We start from the raw sequence: 15,208 nt of genomic DNA, 5'->3' as shown, positions 1-15,208 counted from the left end.
CGTTTTCTCCTCAGTCGCTGAAGGCCATGCCGTGTTTGGTCTTGCTGGTTTTCACCGCTTCCAGCACCGCCAGCAGGGTGTCGTCACGATAACGCTCCAGCGCGGCGATGCTGCGTTCGCCCAATTGCTCCGAGGTGCCTTCCACCACATCGTCAATCAGCTTGTCCGTCAGTTCCGGCGCTGGCAGGTAGGTCCAGGGTAGCTTCAATGCCGGGCCGAACTGGGCCATGAAGTGGCGCATGCCGGCATCGCCTCCAGCCAGGGTGTAGGTGAGGAACGTACCCATGAACGACCAGCGCAGCCCGGCGCCAAAGCGGATCGCATCGTCGATCTCGCCGGTGCTGGCGACACCGTCGTTGACCAGGTGCAGGGCTTCGCGCCATAGCGCTTCGAGCAGTCGATCAGCGATAAAACCGGGGACCTCCTTGCGCACATGCAGCGGGCGCATGCCCAGGCTGGTGTAGATGCTTTTCGCAGCTTCGACGGCTTCAGGGCTGGTCTTGCGACCGCCGACGATTTCCACCAGTGGCAGCAGGTAGACCGGGTTGAACGGGTGCCCCACCACGCAGCGTTCGGGGTGAGTCGCTGACTCGTAGAACTCGCTGGGCAGCAGCCCCGAGGTGCTGGAGCCGATGATTGCGTCGGGCTTGGCGGCGGCGCTGATCTTCGCATGCAGGTCGAGCTTGAGGTCCAGGCGTTCGGGGGCGCTCTCCTGAATGAAATCGGCGTCGCGCACGCATTCCTCGATAGTGGCCACGAACCTCAGGCGATCCTGCGATGCGCCGGGTGCCAAGCCTTGTTTTTGCAGCGCCGGCCAGGCGTTGGCGATGCGCTTGCGCAGCGCGGCCTCGGCACCGGACGCTGGGTCCCAGGCGACCACGTCGAGGCCATGGGCCAGGGCACGGGCGACCCAGCCGCTGCCGATCACGCCGCTACCCAGTGCGGCGAAAGTCTTGATGTCGGTGATGAAAGGCATATCTGGCTCCTGCGGGGATATTAGCGACGCTTGAGGTTCATCTTTTCCCGGCCTTCGGCCGGGGTAAGCACACGGCCACCCATGCGGGTGATGATCTCGGCGGCCCGCTCGACCAGTTGGCCGTTGCTGGCCAGCACGCCACGGTCCAGGTACAGGTTGTCTTCCAGCCCGACCCGCACGTTGCCGCCAAGCAGCACTGCCTGGGCAGCCATCGGCATCTGCATGCGACCAATGCCGAAACCGGCCCAGGTAACGTCGGCAGGCAGGTTGTCGACCATGGCCTTCATGGTGGTGGTGTCGGCCGGGGCGCCCCACGGGATGCCCAGGCACAGCTGGAACAGCGGGTCTTGCAGCAGGCCTTCCTTGATCATCTGTTTGGCGAACCACAGGTGGCCGGTGTCGAAGATCTCCAGCTCGGCCTTCACGCCCAGCTCGGTGATGCGCTTGGCGCCGGCACGCAGCTGCGCTGGGGTGGAGACATAGATGGCGTTGCCATCACCGAAGTTGAGGGTGCCGCAGTCCAGGGTGCAGATCTCCGGCAGCAGCGCTTCGACATGGGCCAGGCGCTCCAGCGGGCCGATCAGGTCGGTGCCCGAGCCGAATTCCATGGGCGATTCACCGGGGCCGATCTCCAGGTCGCCGCCCATGCCGGCGGTGAGATTGACGATGATGTCCACGTCAGCCTCGCGGATGCGTTCCATCACCTCGCGATAGAGGTTGACGTCGCGGCTGAAGCGGCCGGTCTGCGGGTCACGGACGTGGCAGTGGACCACCGTGGCGCCGGCCTTGGCGGCTTCGACGGCGGACTCGGCGATCTGTTTCGGCGTGACCGGGACCAGGTGGCTCTTGGCGACCGTGTCGCCGGCACCGGTGAGGGCGCAGGTGATGATGACGTCGTGGTTCATTGATCAGTTCCTCGTGGTGTCTTTGCTGGCCCTATCGCCGGCAAGCCGGCTCCCACAGGGTTGGTGATGAACCCTGGTCGTGTGGAAGTCCCGTGGGTGTTGGCTTGCCAGCGCTGAGGCGGTGTCAGTTGGCGGTGAGCTTGAGGTTGTCCGCGGCCGGTTTGCCGTCGAAGGTGGTCACCCCGTCAAGCCAGCGGGCCTTGTCTTCGGGGTGGTCCTTGAGCCACTGGCGCGCGGATTCCAGCGCGTCCTTGTGGTCGAGCAGTGGCTGCATCATCCGGCTCTCGTCCTCGGCGCTGAAGCTGAGGTTGGCCAGCAGACGATGGGCGTTGGGGCAGCGCTGGGCATAGTCCGGCGCGGTCACCGTCCACACCGTGGCGCGGCCCTCGTCCGGGCCGAGGGCGTCCTGGCTGTCGCCCAGGTAGACCATGTCGATGTTCACGTTCATCGGGTGCGGCGCCCAGCCGAAGAACACCACCGCCTCCTTGCGCCGCACGGCGCGGTCGACGGCGGCGAGCATGCCGGCCTCGCTGGACTCGACCAGCTGGAACTTGCCGAGGTCGAACTGGTTCTTGCTGATCATCGCCTTGATCTGGGTATTGGCGCCGGAACCGGGCTCGATGCCGTAGAGCTTGCCGCCCAGCTCCTTGTGGAACTTGTGGATGTCGGCGAACGTCTTCAGGCCCTTGTCGGCCAGGTATTTCGGTACGGCAAGGGTGGCGCGGGCATCTTCCAGGCTGGGCTTGTCGAGCACCTTCACCTGGCCGGCCTGGACGAACGGCGTGATGGTCTGGGTCATGATCGGGTTCCAGTACCCGAGGAACATGTCCAGGCGCTTGTCGCGGATGCCGGCGAAGATGATCTGCTGCGAGGCGCTGGTCTGCTTGGTCTGGTAACCCAGGCCGTCGAGCAGCACCTGGGCCATGGCGCTGGTGGCGATTACATCGGTCCAGTTGACCACGCCCAGGCGCACATCCTTGCAGGCGGCGGGTTCGGCGGCGAAAAGCGGAGTGGCTACGGTAGTGCTGAGCGCGAGGGACAACAGGCTGCGGCGGATAAAGCGATGCATGGTGGCTCTCCATCGGCAGTGCGTATTGTTATCGGATCCGGCCTCTGCGGGCCGTGAGAACACGCTACGCTGGCAGCAGGGTGGAAAATCGCATCCTGGCGACCAACACTTGCACGGAGGCGACCACCTTTGCCGCGGAGCACGCGATGCCGCAAACCATAGACTTCCTGTTGCTGCCAGGCTTCTCCGCCATGGGCTTCATCAGCGCCATCGAGCCGCTACGCGTGGCCAACCGTTTTCGTGGCCCGCTGTACCGTTGGCGTGTGCTGAGCCTGGACGGTGGTGCGGTGCAGGCCAGCAACGGCATGTCGGTGAATGCCGACGGCGCGCTGGGGGAGGGTGAACACGGGCGCCTGTTGCTGCTGGTGGCCGGTTTCGAGCCACTGGCGTGCTATGGATTGAAGTTGCAGCACATGCTGCGTCGTCTCGACCATGAGGGCGTGGTGCTGGGCGGGATCGACACGGGCGCCATGATACTGGCCGAGGCCGGCCTGCTCGATGGTCACCGGGCCACCCTGCATTGGGAAGCACTGGAGGCGTTCAAGGAACGTTATCCACGCCTGCAGGCGACCCAGGAGCTGTTCGAGATCGACCGCCGACGCATCACCTGCGCCGGCGGCACGGCCTCCATCGACCTGATGCTCGACCTGATCGCCCAGGCCCACGGCAGCGAACTGGCGGTGCAGGTGTCCGAGCAGTTCGTGCTCGGGCGCATCCGCCCGCGCCAGGATCACCAGCGCATGGAAATCGCCACGCGCTATGGGTTGCGCAACAAGAAGCTGGTGAAGGTGATCGGCGAGATGGAGCGCAATACTGAGCTGCCACTCAATACTCAGGTGCTGGCCGATGGCGTGCAGGTGACCCGGCGGCAGCTGGAGCGGTTGTTTCGCCTGTACCTGGATGACACGCCCAGTGGCTTCTATCTGCGGCTGAGGCTGGACAAGGCCCGGCAGTTGCTGCGTCAGACCGACATGAGTGTGCTGGAGGTGGGGGTCGCGTGCGGATTCGAATCGGCGTCGTACTTCACCCGCTGTTATCGGGCACGGTTCGAACGCTGTCCCAGGGAGGATCGACGGTTGGCGCTGCCGTCATGACGCCTGGAGCGGGTCGAGCCTTGGCAAGCCGGCTTCCACAAGTGCCGCGCAGCGCGAAACCTGTGGAAGCCGGTAAAGCTTAGCTGTTGGGCAGCAAGCGGCAGGTGATGCTCTTGATGTAGCGGGTCTCGGCGATGGCCGGGTGCACCGGGTGGTCCGGGCCCTGGCCGCCGCGCTCGAGCAGTTGCAGGTTGCGGTCCAGGTGGCGGGCGCTGGTCAGCAGGATGTTGTGCAGGTCGTCCTCGGGCAGGTGCATCGAGCACGAGGCGCTGACCAGGATGCCGTCCTTGGTGAGCATGCGCATGGCCTGTTCGTTGAGGCGGCGGTAGGCGGCCTCGCCGTTCTTCAGGTCTTTCTTGCGTTTGATGAAGGCGGGCGGGTCGGCGATGATCACGTCGAAGCGCTCTTCGGCGGCTTTCAGCTCGCGCAGGGCTTCGAACACGTCGCCTTCGATGCAGGTCAGCTTCTCGCTGATGCCGTTGAGCGCGGCATTGCGCTCGACGCCATCCAGGGCGAAGCCCGAGGCGTCCACGCAGAACACTTCGCTGGCGCCGAACGCGCCGGCCTGCACGCCCCAGCCGCCGATGTAGCTGAACAGATCGAGCACGCGCTTGCCCTTGACGTAGGGGGCCAGGCGGGCGCGGTTCATGCGGTGGTCGTAGAACCAACCGGTCTTCTGGCCTTCGCGCACCGGGGCTTCGAACTTGACGCCGTTCTCTTCCAGCGCGACCCAGTCCGGCACTTCGCCGTAGACGGTCTCGACACAACGCTCCAGGCCTTCGGCGTCGCGGGCGGCGGAGTCGTTCTTGAACAGGATGCCGCTGGGCTTGAGCACCTGCACCAGCGCGGCGATCACCTCATCCTTGTGCGCTTCCATGGTGGCCGAGGCCAGCTGGACCACGAGGATGTCGAAGAAGCGGTCGACCACCAGGCCTGGGAGCAGGTCGGAGTCGCCATACACCAGGCGATAGCACGGCTTGTCGAACAGGCGCTCGCGCAGCGACAGGGCCACGTTCAGGCGGTGTACCAGCAGCGACTTGTCCAGCGGCAGCTTGGCATCGCGCGACAGCAGGCGGGCGCAGATCAGGTTGTTCGGGCTCATGGCCACAACCCCCAGCGGCTTGCCGTTGGCAGCTTCGAGAATGGCCTGCTGGCCGGCCTTCAGGCCTTGCAGCGGGGTCGCGGCAACATCGACTTCATTGCTGTAGACCCACAGGTGGCCGGCGCGCAGGCGGCGGTCGGCATTGGCTTTGAGGCGAAGGCTGGGCAGGGACATGACGTCGCTCCGGGAAAAAAGAGCGGGATTATACCGCGTTGGCCCCAGATTCGCTGGTGGGTGCGACCAAGTGGTCTGCGCCCACGGCTAAAGAAATTCTGGGATCCAACGATCCACTGCTAGTTACCCTGCCGGCGTACAGGGTTAGAATCCCCCGTCCCCAGCGAGAATGCACGTATGTCCCAGGAACTCACCGCCGAACAGATCCAGCAAGCCCTGCAGGGCATCACCATCCCGCCACAGCCGCAGATCATGGTCGACCTGCAGTTCGAGCAGTACATGCCCGACCCGGACCTGGAGACCATCGCCAAGTTGATCGCGCAGGACCCGGGCCTGTCCGGCGCCTTGCTCAAGCTGGTCAATTCGGCGCAGTTCGGCCTGGCGAACAAGATCGGCTCGATCCAGCGCGCGGTAAACCTGCTGGGCAGCCGCTCGATCATCAACCTGATCAATGCCCAGTCGATCAAAGGCGAGATGAGCGACGAGACCATCGTCACCCTCAACCGTTTCTGGGACACCGCCCAGGACGTGGCCATGACCTGCCTCACCCTGGCCAAGCGCACCGGCATCCAGGCCGTGGACGAGGCCTACACCCTGGGCCTGTTCCACGATTGCGGCGTGCCGTTGATGCACAAGCGCTTCCCCAACTACATGGAGGTGCTGGAAGAGTCCTACGCCAAGGCCAATGACGAGATCCGCGTGGTGGACACCGAGAACCGCGTGTTCAACACCAACCATTCGGTAGTCGGCTACTTCACTGCCAAGTCCTGGCGCCTGCCGGAACACATCAGCGCGGCCATCGCCAACCACCACAACGCCCTGGCGGTGTTCCGCGACGAGTCCTCGCGCAATACCCAGACCCAACTGAAGAACCTGCTGGCGGTGCTGAAGATGTCCGAGCACATCTGTGCCTCCTACCGCGTGCTGGGCAACCAGGCCGTGGACCACGAGTGGGACGTGGTTGGCCCGCTGGTGCTGGACTACATCGGCCTGACCGAATACGACTTCGAGCAGCTCAAGCAGAACATCCGCGAACTGGGCGGGCACTGAGCCATGCCGGAACTGCCAGAGGTCGAGACCACGCGGCGCGGCATCGCGCCTCATTTGCAAGGCCAGCGGGTCAGCCGCGTGGTGGTGCGTGACCGGCGCCTGCGCTGGCCGATCCCGGAAGACCTGGACGTGCGCCTGTCGGGGCAGCGCATCGTCAGTGTCGAGCGCCGTGCCAAGTACCTGCTGATCAACGCCGAGGTCGGTACCCTAATCAGTCACCTGGGCATGTCGGGCAACCTGCGCCTGGTCGAGCTGGGCTTGCCGGCGGCAAGGCACGAACATGTGGACATCGAGCTCGAGTCGGGGCTGATGCTGCGCTACACCGACCCGCGCCGCTTCGGGGCGATGCTGTGGAGCCTCGATCCACTCAATCATGAGCTGCTGATCCGCCTGGGACCTGAGCCGCTGACCGACCTGTTCGACGGTGAGCGCCTGTTCCAGCTGTCCCGGGGGCGCTCGATGGCGGTCAAGCCGTTCATCATGGACAACGCGGTGGTGGTCGGCGTGGGCAACATCTACGCCACCGAGGCCTTGTTCGCCGCCGGGATCGACCCGCGCCGCGAAGCAGGCGGGATTTCACGGGCGCGCTATCTGAAGCTGGCGATCGAGATCAAGCGAGTATTGGCGGCGGCCATCGAACAGGGCGGGACCACCTTGCGGGACTTCATCGGTGGCGATGGCCAGCCGGGCTACTTCCAGCAGGAGCTGTTCGTGTATGGGCGTCGTGGGCAGCCGTGCAAACTGTGCGGCACCGAGCTGCGCGAAGTGAAGCTGGGCCAGCGGGCGAGCGTGTTCTGCCCGAAATGCCAGCGTTGAGTTCCGAGGCCGCGTTGCGGCCTATCGCCGGCAAGCCGGCTCCCACAAGTTGAAGGCATGCGCGGCCCCTGTGGGAGCCGGCTTGCCGGCGATAGGGCCGGTACAGGCGAGAGCGGATCAGTCGACGATCGCCGCCCGTCCCACGCCCCGCGGGTCGCTGGCCGCCTCCACAGTCCCGCCAGCCTTGTCCCAATAAAGCACCTGCTGATTGCCGTACTGACGCCCGACATCCTTCAACCGATACCCGCGCCCTTCAAGCTCGGCCTTCTGCCGCGCACTGAACGTGCCCGGCTCATGTTCCACCACATCCGGCAGGTACTGATGGTGATAGCGCGGTGTCGCCGGCCACTCGGCCACCGGCCGGCCCTCCAGGAACCCCAGCACCGACAGCAGCACCATGCTGGGTATGCGGCTGCCGCCCGGCGTGCCGAAAGTGGCAAGCTGGCTGGGGCTTTCGATGAAGGTCGGGCTCATGCTCGACAGGGGACGCTTGCCCGCCGCCACCGCATTGGCCTGGCTGCCGGCCAGGCCATAGCTGTTGCTGCCGGCTGGGTCGGCGGCGAAATCGTCCATCTCGTTGTTCAGCACCACACCAGTCCCAGGCACGCTGAACGCCGCGCCAAATGGCAGGTTGACCGACAGCGTGGCGGACACGGCGTTGCCGTCACCATCGATCACCGCGAAATGAGTGGTGTGGTCGCCTTCTCGCCAGGCCGGTGAGGGCGGCAGCGCGGTGCTGGGGGTGGCCTGGTGCACATCGATACTGTCGGCCAGCCCAGTCAGGTACTGGCGCGCCAGTAGCCGGTTGATCGGGTTGCTCACATAGTCCGGGTCGCCGAGCAGGCCGCGGTCGCGGTAGGCGCGGCGCAGCACTTCGATCACATAGTGGCTGCGTTGCACGGGCTCGGCGCTCTGCCAGGGCAGGCGCTGCAGCATGGCCAGGCTTTGTGCCAGGGCCACGCCGCCGGCCGAAGGCGGCGGGCTGCTGATCAGTTCACGCTGGTCGGCCAGTGGATAACGCAGCGGTTCACGCCACGCCGTACGGTAGCCGGCGAGGTCGTCGAGGGTCCAGATACCGCCGGCCTGGCGCACGCCTTCGACCAGGCGGCGGGCCATCGGGCCACGGTAGAAACCGTCGCGGCCCTGCTCGGCCATGGCTTGCAGGGTGGCGGCCAGTTCGGGTTGGCGGATCAGCGTGCCCAGGGCCGGCACGTCGTGGTCACTGAGGAACAGCCGTGCGCTTTCGGCATCGTCGCGCAGGGCACTCAGGCGCATGGTGGCGCGATCGCGATAGATGCGGTCGACGGCGAAGCCCTGGTTGGCCAGGCGGATGGCCGGGGCCAGGCTGTCCTTGAGCGGTAGCTTGCCGTGGGTGCTGGCGAGGTCGGCCAAGGCCTGGGGCAGGCCGGGGATCGCGGCGGCCAGCGGCCCGTTGATCGACAGGCCGGGCTGCACCTTGCCGTCCTTGAGGTACATGTCCGCACGGGCCGCGGCCGGGGCGCGTTCGCGCGCATCGAGGAAGGTATACCGGAGCGTGACGCCGCTCTCGCGCAGGAGGAAGAAACCACCGCCACCCAGGCCCGAGCCATAGGGCTCGACCACGGCCAGCGTGGCGCTGATGGCCACGGCGGCGTCGAAGGCGTTGCCGCCTTGTTGCAGGATCTGTTGCGCCGCCGAGGTCGCCTCGCTGTGCGGGCTGGCGATGGCCGCACGCCCGGGGCCTTGCGCCTGGGCGGCGCACGCCAGCAGGGCCAGGCAGGCGCCTAGGGCTGCGCGCTGTAACGCGGCGACGAACGGCATCAGGCCTTGCCGGTGATCCGGCGGTACTTGGCCATCAGCTCGTCTTCGGTTTCCGGGTGGGCTTCATCCAGGGGGATGCAGTCTACCGGGCAAACCTGCTGGCACTGTGGCTCGTCGTAGTGGCCCACGCACTGGGTGCACAGGTTCGGGTCGATCACGTAGATCTCTTCGCCTTGCGAGATGGCGGCGTTCGGGCACTCGGGTTCGCAGACGTCGCAGTTGATGCAATCGTCGGTGATGATCAGGGACATGGGGACTCCGGCCTGGGCATCGGGCCCGGGCATGTTTCAAAGCGATGGGCGCAATTGTGCCGGATTCGCGCCCGCAGTGCACGCGGGCGCGACATCGTGACCGCGAGGGTTACTTGCGGAAGCGCTCGGTCAGCGCGTCGGCCACGGCCGGGTGCACAAATTTGCTGATATCACCGCCCAACGCGGCGATTTCCCGAACCAATGTCGAGGAAATGAACGAATAGCGCTCCGACGGCGTGAGGAACAGGCTCTCGACGTCCGGCGCGAGCTGGCGGTTCATGTTGGCCAACTGGAACTCGTATTCGAAGTCGGACACGGCACGCAGGCCGCGCAGGAATACGTTGGCGCCTTTTTCCTTGGCGAAATGCGCCAGCAGGGAGGAGAAGCCGATGACTTCGACATTGGGCAGGTGCTTGGTGACCTCGCGGGCCAGTTCGACCCGCTGTTCCAGGGGGAACAGCGGGTTTTTCTTCGGGCTGGCCGCCACGGCGATGATCACATGGTCGAACAGGCGCGAGGCGCGCTCGACCAGGTCGCCATGGCCTTTGGTAATGGGGTCGAAAGTACCCGGGTACAACACTCGGTTCATCGCGTCATCCTGGCTGGAGTGCGTTGGGGAGTCGGATGGTAGCGCAGCGATTGCGCCCGGCCAAGTCGTGAGGCCGGCTGATGGCACTATAGACAGCGTGGCTATTGGCTGTCATGCGCCACGTGCCAGGCGGCCGATCAGCGCATCGCTGAGCAGGGCCGTCAGGGCGTACACCGACAGCTGCGGGTTGGCGCCAATGCTGGTGGGGAACAGCGAACCGTCGTGGATCGACAGGTTTTCCAGCTGGTGATGCTGGCCCAGGCTGTCGCACACGGCCTGGCGCGGATCCTCGCCCATGGCGCAGCCGCCCATGACGTGGGCGCTGCCCAGGCGCATGCGCAGCAGTTCCAGGGGCAGGCCGTCGATCAGCGCCTGGGCTTGTGCCGGGTCGCTGACATAGCGAGCATCGCCATGCACCGGCATCACATGGCGGGCACCGGCGGCGAACTGGATCTGCGCCATGCTGTGCCAGGCCCGGCGCAGGCCGTCGCGCAGATAGTCGGTGACGGGGTAGTCCAGCACAGGCGAGCCATCGCCGCGCAGCTCTACCTGGCCGCCGGGGCTGTCGGGGTGGAAGCCGTCGCGCAACAGCGCCAGCATCACATGGGTGTGGGGCAGTTCGGCCATGCGCTGGGCATTGTCCTGGCCATGGCCGCCGAGCAGGGTGCTGGCCAGGGCCGGGTGCAACGGTGGTACTTCGAGTTTGTAGCCCACTGGGCCGGTGACACCGTCCTGCCACTGGAACTGGTCGCTGTAGATCGATTGCGGCGCCCCGTAGTACGGGTCGATCTTCGCTTCGAACTGTGCTGCGCTGAAGTTGACCAGGTGCAGGAAGGTGCGCTTGCCCAGCCGCTGGTGCGGGTCAGGCGCGTCTGAGCGCAGCAGCAGTGCCGGGCTGTTGATACCGCCGCCGGCAAGTACATAGTGGCGGGCGCGTACGCGAACCTGGCGGCCTGTGGGCTGGATACCCCGGGCGTCCAGGGCCTGGCATTGCAAGTGGTCGATGCGCTGGCCGTCATGATTGAACCGCTCGGCACGGGCCAGGTAGAGCAGCTCGCCGCCGTGCTCCAGGGTAGCCGGGATGCTGGTGACCAGCATCGACTGCTTGGCGTTGACCGGGCAGCCCATGCCGCAGTAACCCAGGTTCCAGCAGCCGCGCACGTTGCGCGGAATCACCGCCCAGCGGTGACCAAGCGCCTCGCAGCCGCGACGCAACACGTTGTTGTTGGCATTGGGCGGCATCGCCCAGGGGCTGATGCCCAGATGCTGCTCCATGCGCTCGAACCACGGCTTCAGGGTGTCGTTGTCCAGGCCCTTGACCCCATGCTCGCGCGCCCAGTGTTCCAGGGTCTGTGGCGGTGTGCGAAAGCTCGATGTCCAGTTGACCAGGGTAGTGCCGCCCACCGCCCGGCCCTGCAGAATGGTAATGGCGCCGTCTTTGCTCAGACGGCCCAGGCCCTCCTGGTAGAGGTCGGCGTAGGCTTCGTGCTCGAGCAGGTGGAAGTCGCTGCTGGTCTTCAGCGGCCCTTCCTCGATCAGCAGCACCTTCAAGCCAGCGGCGCTGAGCCCTTCGGCGGTGGTGGCGCCGCCTGCGCCGCTGCCGATGACGGCGACGTCGGCAGTGAGGGTCAGGTCCTGTTCCAGGCGTGAGCCATCGTGGGTGATCCAGCCTCTTTCGAGGCCTAGGCGGAATGGGTCGGGGGCGGGCATTTGGCGGTGCTCTTGTCTGGTGTTCAGATCTTGGGTGGGCCGGGGTAGCCGCACGCCGCCCAGGCTTCGGGGCGTTCGTACCAGGCCATCAGCAGCAGTTGCAGCAACGAGGCGTGACCCTGGCGCAGCAGGTTCAACGAGCTGTCGCGCCAGCGTTCGAGGAAGCGTTCAACCTCGGCACCGGTGGCATCGGCCCAGCCGCCCCAGACCCCGGTCAGTGGTCCGCGAGTGAGGGACAGGGTCAGCACGTCGAACAATTGTCGGGTCAGCTTGAGCATGGCGGGCGACAGCGCCGCCAGCTTGTGGTCGAGGCTTTGCAGCACAGACGCCGTGGGCGCCTGGGTACCGGCCAGCACGACGGGAATCAGTGCCTGCAACAGCGGCAGGTCGTCGTCGCGCAGCGCCTGGTAACCCGCCGACGGCCTCTGCTGGCTGCAGCCGATCAGGCTGGTCGCCCCCAGAAACAGGCTGGCGCCCAGGCCGAAGCGCAGCAGGTCGCGGCGCTGCATCAGCGGATGAACAGCTTGTAGACCAGCCGTTGCAAGGCCTTGTCATAGGGCGGGTAGATCACCTTGGCGGCATTGATGCGTTGCTTGGCCAGCACGGCCTTGGCCTTGCTGAAGGTCAGGAAACCTTCGTGACCGTGGTAGTGGCCCATACCGGACGGGCCGATGCCGCCAAATGGCAGGTCATCCTGGGCCACATGCAGCAGGGTGTCGTTGAGGCAGACACCGCCGGAGTGGGTGTCGCGCAGTACCCGGGCCTGCTCGCCACGGTCATAGCCGAAGTAGTAGAGCGCCAGGGGGCGAGGTCGCTGGTTGATGTAGGCCAGGGCGTCGCCCAGGCGCTCGTAGGGCACCACGGGTAGCAGGGGGCCGAAAATCTCGTCCTGCATCACCTGCATGCTGTCGTTTACGTCCAGCAGCAGGTGAGGGGGCAGCCGGCGACCCTGGCGCGGCTCGTCGGGATAGAGGTCGATCACCTGGGCACCCTGCTCGCGGGCATCGTCCAGCAACCGGTTCAGGCGGCCAAGCTGGCGCTCGTTGATGATCGCGCTGTAGTCGGGGTTGCCGGTCAGGCGCGGATAGAGGCGGCGCACAGCGCGCTGGTAGGCGTCGGCGAAGGCGCCCAGGCGCTCGCGGGGCACCAGCACGTAATCGGGGGCGACGCAGGTCTGGCCGGCGTTGAGGGTCTTGCCGAAGGCGATGCGTTCGGCGGCGGTGTCCAACGGCACGTCGGCCGAGACGATAGCCGGCGACTTGCCGCCCAGCTCAAGGGTCACTGGCGTGAGGTTTTGCGCGGCGGCCAGCATCACATGGCGGCCGACGCTGGTGGCGCCGGTGAACAGCAGGTGGTCGAAGGGCAGGCGGGCAAAAACCTGGCCGACTTCCACCTCGCCCAGCACCACGCTCACCAGATCATTGGGGAACACGCGCTCAAGCAGGTTCTTGAGGGCCTGACCACTGGCCGGGGTCGACTCGCTGAGCTTGAGCATCACCCGGTTGCCGGCGGCCAGGGCGCCGGTCAGTGGGCCGATGGCGAGAAACAGCGGGTAGTTCCACGGCACGATGATCCCCACCACGCCCAGTGGCTGGTATTGCACCCGGGCGCTGGCGGGATGGAAGGCCAGGCCGACCTTGCGCCGTGATGGACGCATCCAGCGGCCCAGCTGTTTCTCCGCGTCGCGCAGGCCCATGACCGACGGCATCAGTTCGGCGAGCAGGGTTTCGTCACGGCTGCGGCCACTGAAGTCGGCATCGATAGCTGTAATCAGGTGCTCCTGGTCCGCCAGCAGCGCCTCGCGCAGGCTTTTCAACCACTGCCGGCGTTGCGTGGCCGGGGGCATCGAGTTGCCGGAGAACGCCTGTCGTTGAGCGTCGAACGTCGCTTGCAGGTCGAGGTCGGATTGTACGGGGGGAAGTACGGCAGGCGAGGTCATGGCGGCTCCGGGGCTGACGAGTGAATAGAGCATATACTCTAACTGGTACCATCGTGCACCTTTTTCACTTGATCGGCGGTGCACCCGACGGGCTGGAAGCCGTAAGATGGGCCCGATCCTTACACGCTGGAGACTGGAGCTGAGCATGGCCCCGCGCATGAAGACCCGAGAGCGCATCGTGCAGAGCAGCCTGGAGCTGTTCAACCAGCAGGGCGAGCGTTGCGTCAGCACCAACCACATTGCCGCGCACATGGAAATCTCGCCCGGCAACCTGTACTACCACTTCCCCAACAAGCAGGCGATCATCGCCGTGCTGTTCAATCAGTACGAAGCGCTGGTCGACAGCTTCCTGCGCCCGCCCCAGGGCCGCACCGCCACCGTCGAAGACAAGCGCTTCTACCTCAAGGCGCTGCTGGCGGCGATGTGGAACTACCGCTTCCTGCACCGCGACCTCGAGCACCTGCTCGACAGCGACCCGGAACTGGCGGCCCGCTATCGGCGCTTCTCGCAGCGCTGTCTGCAGCAGGGGCAGGCCATTTACCGCGGCTTTGTCGAGGCCGGCATCCTGAACATGGACGCCGCGCAGGTGGAGTCGCTGACCATCAACGCCTGGATCGTGCTGACTTCCTGGGTGCGTTTTCTCAGCACCACCCGCGAGCATTCCGCGCACCTGGGTGAAGAAGCGTTCAAGCGCGGCGTCTATCAGGTGGTGGTGCTGGAGCTGGGGTATGTCACCCCGACCGCGCGTGCCGCGGTACAGGCGCTGTGTGCTGAGTTCCATGTCCCGTTCAACCAGGCCCTGGAGCATTGATCCGGGGTTTCGAGCCATTCATCAGGAGATTGTCATGCCCCTCGCGCAATTGATCACCCCGCAACAGCTGGCCGAACGCCTGGACGCGCCCGGCCTGGTGATCCTCGACTGCCGCTTTGCCTTGGAAGATGTCGACTATGGCCAACGCAGCTACGCCGAAGGGCATATTGCCGGGGCGCACTTCGCCGACCTCGAACGCGACCTGAGCGGGCCGGTGCTCAAGGGCAGCACAGGCCGCCACCCGCTGCCCGACCCGCAGCGGCTGGTGGAGCGCCTTCGCGAGTGGGGCGTGGACAACGACAGCCAGGTGGTGCTCTACGACGACGGCCCCGGCGCCTTTGCCGCCCGTGCCTGGTGGCTGCTGGCCTGGCTGGGCAAGCGCGACGCGGTGTTCATCCTCGATGGCGGCCTGAAGGCCTGGCACGCCGCCCACCTGCCGCTGAGCCTCGACCCGCCGGTACGGCGCGAAGGCAATTTCAGCGGTGAGCCGGACATGGCGCTGCTGATCGATGCCGCCCACCTGGCCAAGCGCCTGGACGACCCCGCGATGACCTTGATCGACGCGCGCGGCCTGCCGCGCTTCCGTGGCGAGGTCGAGCCGATCGACCCGGTGGCCGGGCATATCCCTGGCGCCCGATGCGCGGCATTCACCGACAACCTTGGCGCGGACGGGCGGTTCCTGCCGGCCGCCCAGCTGAAACAGCGGTTTGCCGAAAAACTGGGCGATCGGTCGCCGGAGGACCTGGTGGCTTATTGCGGCTCTGGCGTGACGGCTTGCCACAACCTGTTTGCCCTGTCGCTGGCGGGTTATCCGCTGGGGCGGTTGTATGCCGGGTCGTGGAGTGAGTGGATCAATGATCCGAGGCGCGGCGTAGCCACTGGCGAGTGAGTCCTGATGTGGGATCGGCGCAGCGCCGCGCCC

General features: G+C 66.1%; 15 protein-coding genes. 5 read left to right on the top strand and 10 right to left on the bottom strand.

Annotated features, from left to right (window positions below):
• Window positions 1-10 precede the first annotated feature (10 nt).
• From AC3WL2_RS07685 to choX, 3 genes are all read right to left on the bottom strand, one after another.
• Window positions 11-976 (bottom strand): L-carnitine dehydrogenase, encoded by a 966-nt coding sequence (locus AC3WL2_RS07685; RefSeq protein ID WP_102681802.1) that lies wholly within the window; start codon window positions 974-976, stop codon window positions 11-13.
• Window positions 977-996: 20 nt separating this feature from the next.
• Window positions 997-1,881 (bottom strand): 3-dehydrocarnitine:acetyl-CoA trimethylamine transferase CdhC, encoded by an 885-nt coding sequence (gene cdhC / locus AC3WL2_RS07680; protein WP_102681801.1) that lies wholly within the window; start codon window positions 1,879-1,881, stop codon window positions 997-999.
• Window positions 1,882-2,005: 124 nt separating this feature from the next.
• Complete coding sequence (choX, locus tag AC3WL2_RS07675) at window positions 2,006-2,950, bottom strand: choline ABC transporter substrate-binding protein (protein ID WP_102681800.1); 945 nt, start codon at window positions 2,948-2,950, stop codon at window positions 2,006-2,008.
• A gap of 146 nt (window positions 2,951-3,096) precedes the next feature.
• Between choX and AC3WL2_RS07670 the strand changes: the two genes are divergently transcribed.
• Window positions 3,097-4,044: a GlxA family transcriptional regulator gene (locus AC3WL2_RS07670; RefSeq protein WP_102681835.1), complete on the top strand. Its 948-nt coding sequence runs from the start codon at window positions 3,097-3,099 to the stop codon at window positions 4,042-4,044.
• Window positions 4,045-4,123: 79 nt separating this feature from the next.
• Here AC3WL2_RS07670 and AC3WL2_RS07665 read toward each other — a convergent pair whose 3' ends face one another.
• Window positions 4,124-5,320, bottom strand: a complete 1,197-nt coding sequence (locus AC3WL2_RS07665) for a class I SAM-dependent rRNA methyltransferase (protein WP_102681799.1) — start codon at window positions 5,318-5,320, stop codon at window positions 4,124-4,126.
• Between the two features lie 231 nt (window positions 5,321-5,551).
• Between AC3WL2_RS07665 and AC3WL2_RS07660 the strand changes: the two genes are divergently transcribed.
• Both AC3WL2_RS07660 and mutM read left to right on the top strand, forming a co-directional pair.
• Window positions 5,552-6,370 (top strand): HDOD domain-containing protein, encoded by an 819-nt coding sequence (locus AC3WL2_RS07660; protein WP_173862409.1) that lies wholly within the window; start codon window positions 5,552-5,554, stop codon window positions 6,368-6,370.
• A 3-nt stretch (window positions 6,371-6,373) separates the two neighbouring features.
• Window positions 6,374-7,186: a bifunctional DNA-formamidopyrimidine glycosylase/DNA-(apurinic or apyrimidinic site) lyase gene (gene mutM / locus AC3WL2_RS07655; protein WP_023631621.1), complete on the top strand. Its 813-nt coding sequence runs from the start codon at window positions 6,374-6,376 to the stop codon at window positions 7,184-7,186.
• 117 nt (window positions 7,187-7,303) lie between these two features.
• On the opposite strand, the gene ggt is transcribed toward mutM, so the two are convergent.
• The 6 genes from ggt to AC3WL2_RS07625 all read right to left on the bottom strand — a co-directional run bounded on the left by ggt (window position 7,304) and on the right by AC3WL2_RS07625 (window position 13,475).
• Window positions 7,304-8,986, bottom strand: coding sequence for a gamma-glutamyltransferase (gene ggt, locus AC3WL2_RS07650; RefSeq protein WP_173862406.1), 1,683 nt, complete (start codon window positions 8,984-8,986; stop codon window positions 7,304-7,306).
• Entirely contained in the window at window positions 8,986-9,237 is a 252-nt protein-coding gene (locus AC3WL2_RS07645) for a YfhL family 4Fe-4S dicluster ferredoxin (RefSeq protein WP_011531711.1), read from the bottom strand. Before AC3WL2_RS07645 ends, ggt begins: the two co-directional genes overlap by 1 nt.
• Before the next feature lie 109 nt (window positions 9,238-9,346).
• On the bottom strand, window positions 9,347-9,826 hold the full coding sequence (gene coaD, locus AC3WL2_RS07640) for a pantetheine-phosphate adenylyltransferase (protein ID WP_023631729.1): 480 nt from the start codon (window positions 9,824-9,826) through the stop codon (window positions 9,347-9,349).
• 111 nt (window positions 9,827-9,937) lie between these two features.
• On the bottom strand, window positions 9,938-11,536 hold the full coding sequence (locus AC3WL2_RS07635) for a GMC family oxidoreductase (RefSeq protein WP_102681797.1): 1,599 nt from the start codon (window positions 11,534-11,536) through the stop codon (window positions 9,938-9,940).
• Between the two features lie 23 nt (window positions 11,537-11,559).
• Entirely contained in the window at window positions 11,560-12,045 is a 486-nt protein-coding gene (locus AC3WL2_RS07630; protein WP_102681796.1) for a twin-arginine translocation pathway signal protein, read from the bottom strand.
• Entirely contained in the window at window positions 12,045-13,475 is a 1,431-nt protein-coding gene (locus AC3WL2_RS07625) for a coniferyl aldehyde dehydrogenase (RefSeq protein ID WP_102681795.1), read from the bottom strand. The genes AC3WL2_RS07630 and AC3WL2_RS07625 overlap by 1 nt, the downstream gene beginning before the upstream one ends.
• Before the next feature lie 145 nt (window positions 13,476-13,620).
• On the opposite strand from AC3WL2_RS07625, the gene AC3WL2_RS07620 reads away from it, so the two are divergent.
• A complete protein-coding gene (locus tag AC3WL2_RS07620; protein ID WP_102681794.1) occupies window positions 13,621-14,286 on the top strand; it encodes a TetR/AcrR family transcriptional regulator in 666 nt (221 codons plus the stop codon).
• A gap of 34 nt (window positions 14,287-14,320) precedes the next feature.
• Window positions 14,321-15,175, top strand: coding sequence for a sulfurtransferase (locus AC3WL2_RS07615; RefSeq protein ID WP_102681793.1), 855 nt, complete (start codon window positions 14,321-14,323; stop codon window positions 15,173-15,175).
• The last annotated feature ends 33 nt before the right edge of the window (window positions 15,176-15,208 follow it).

It is taken from the genome of Pseudomonas sp. FW305-96 (assembly GCF_058783825.1).
Note: the sequence above shows the minus strand (reverse complement) of the source record. Positions and strands in the feature narration are given on the sequence as shown.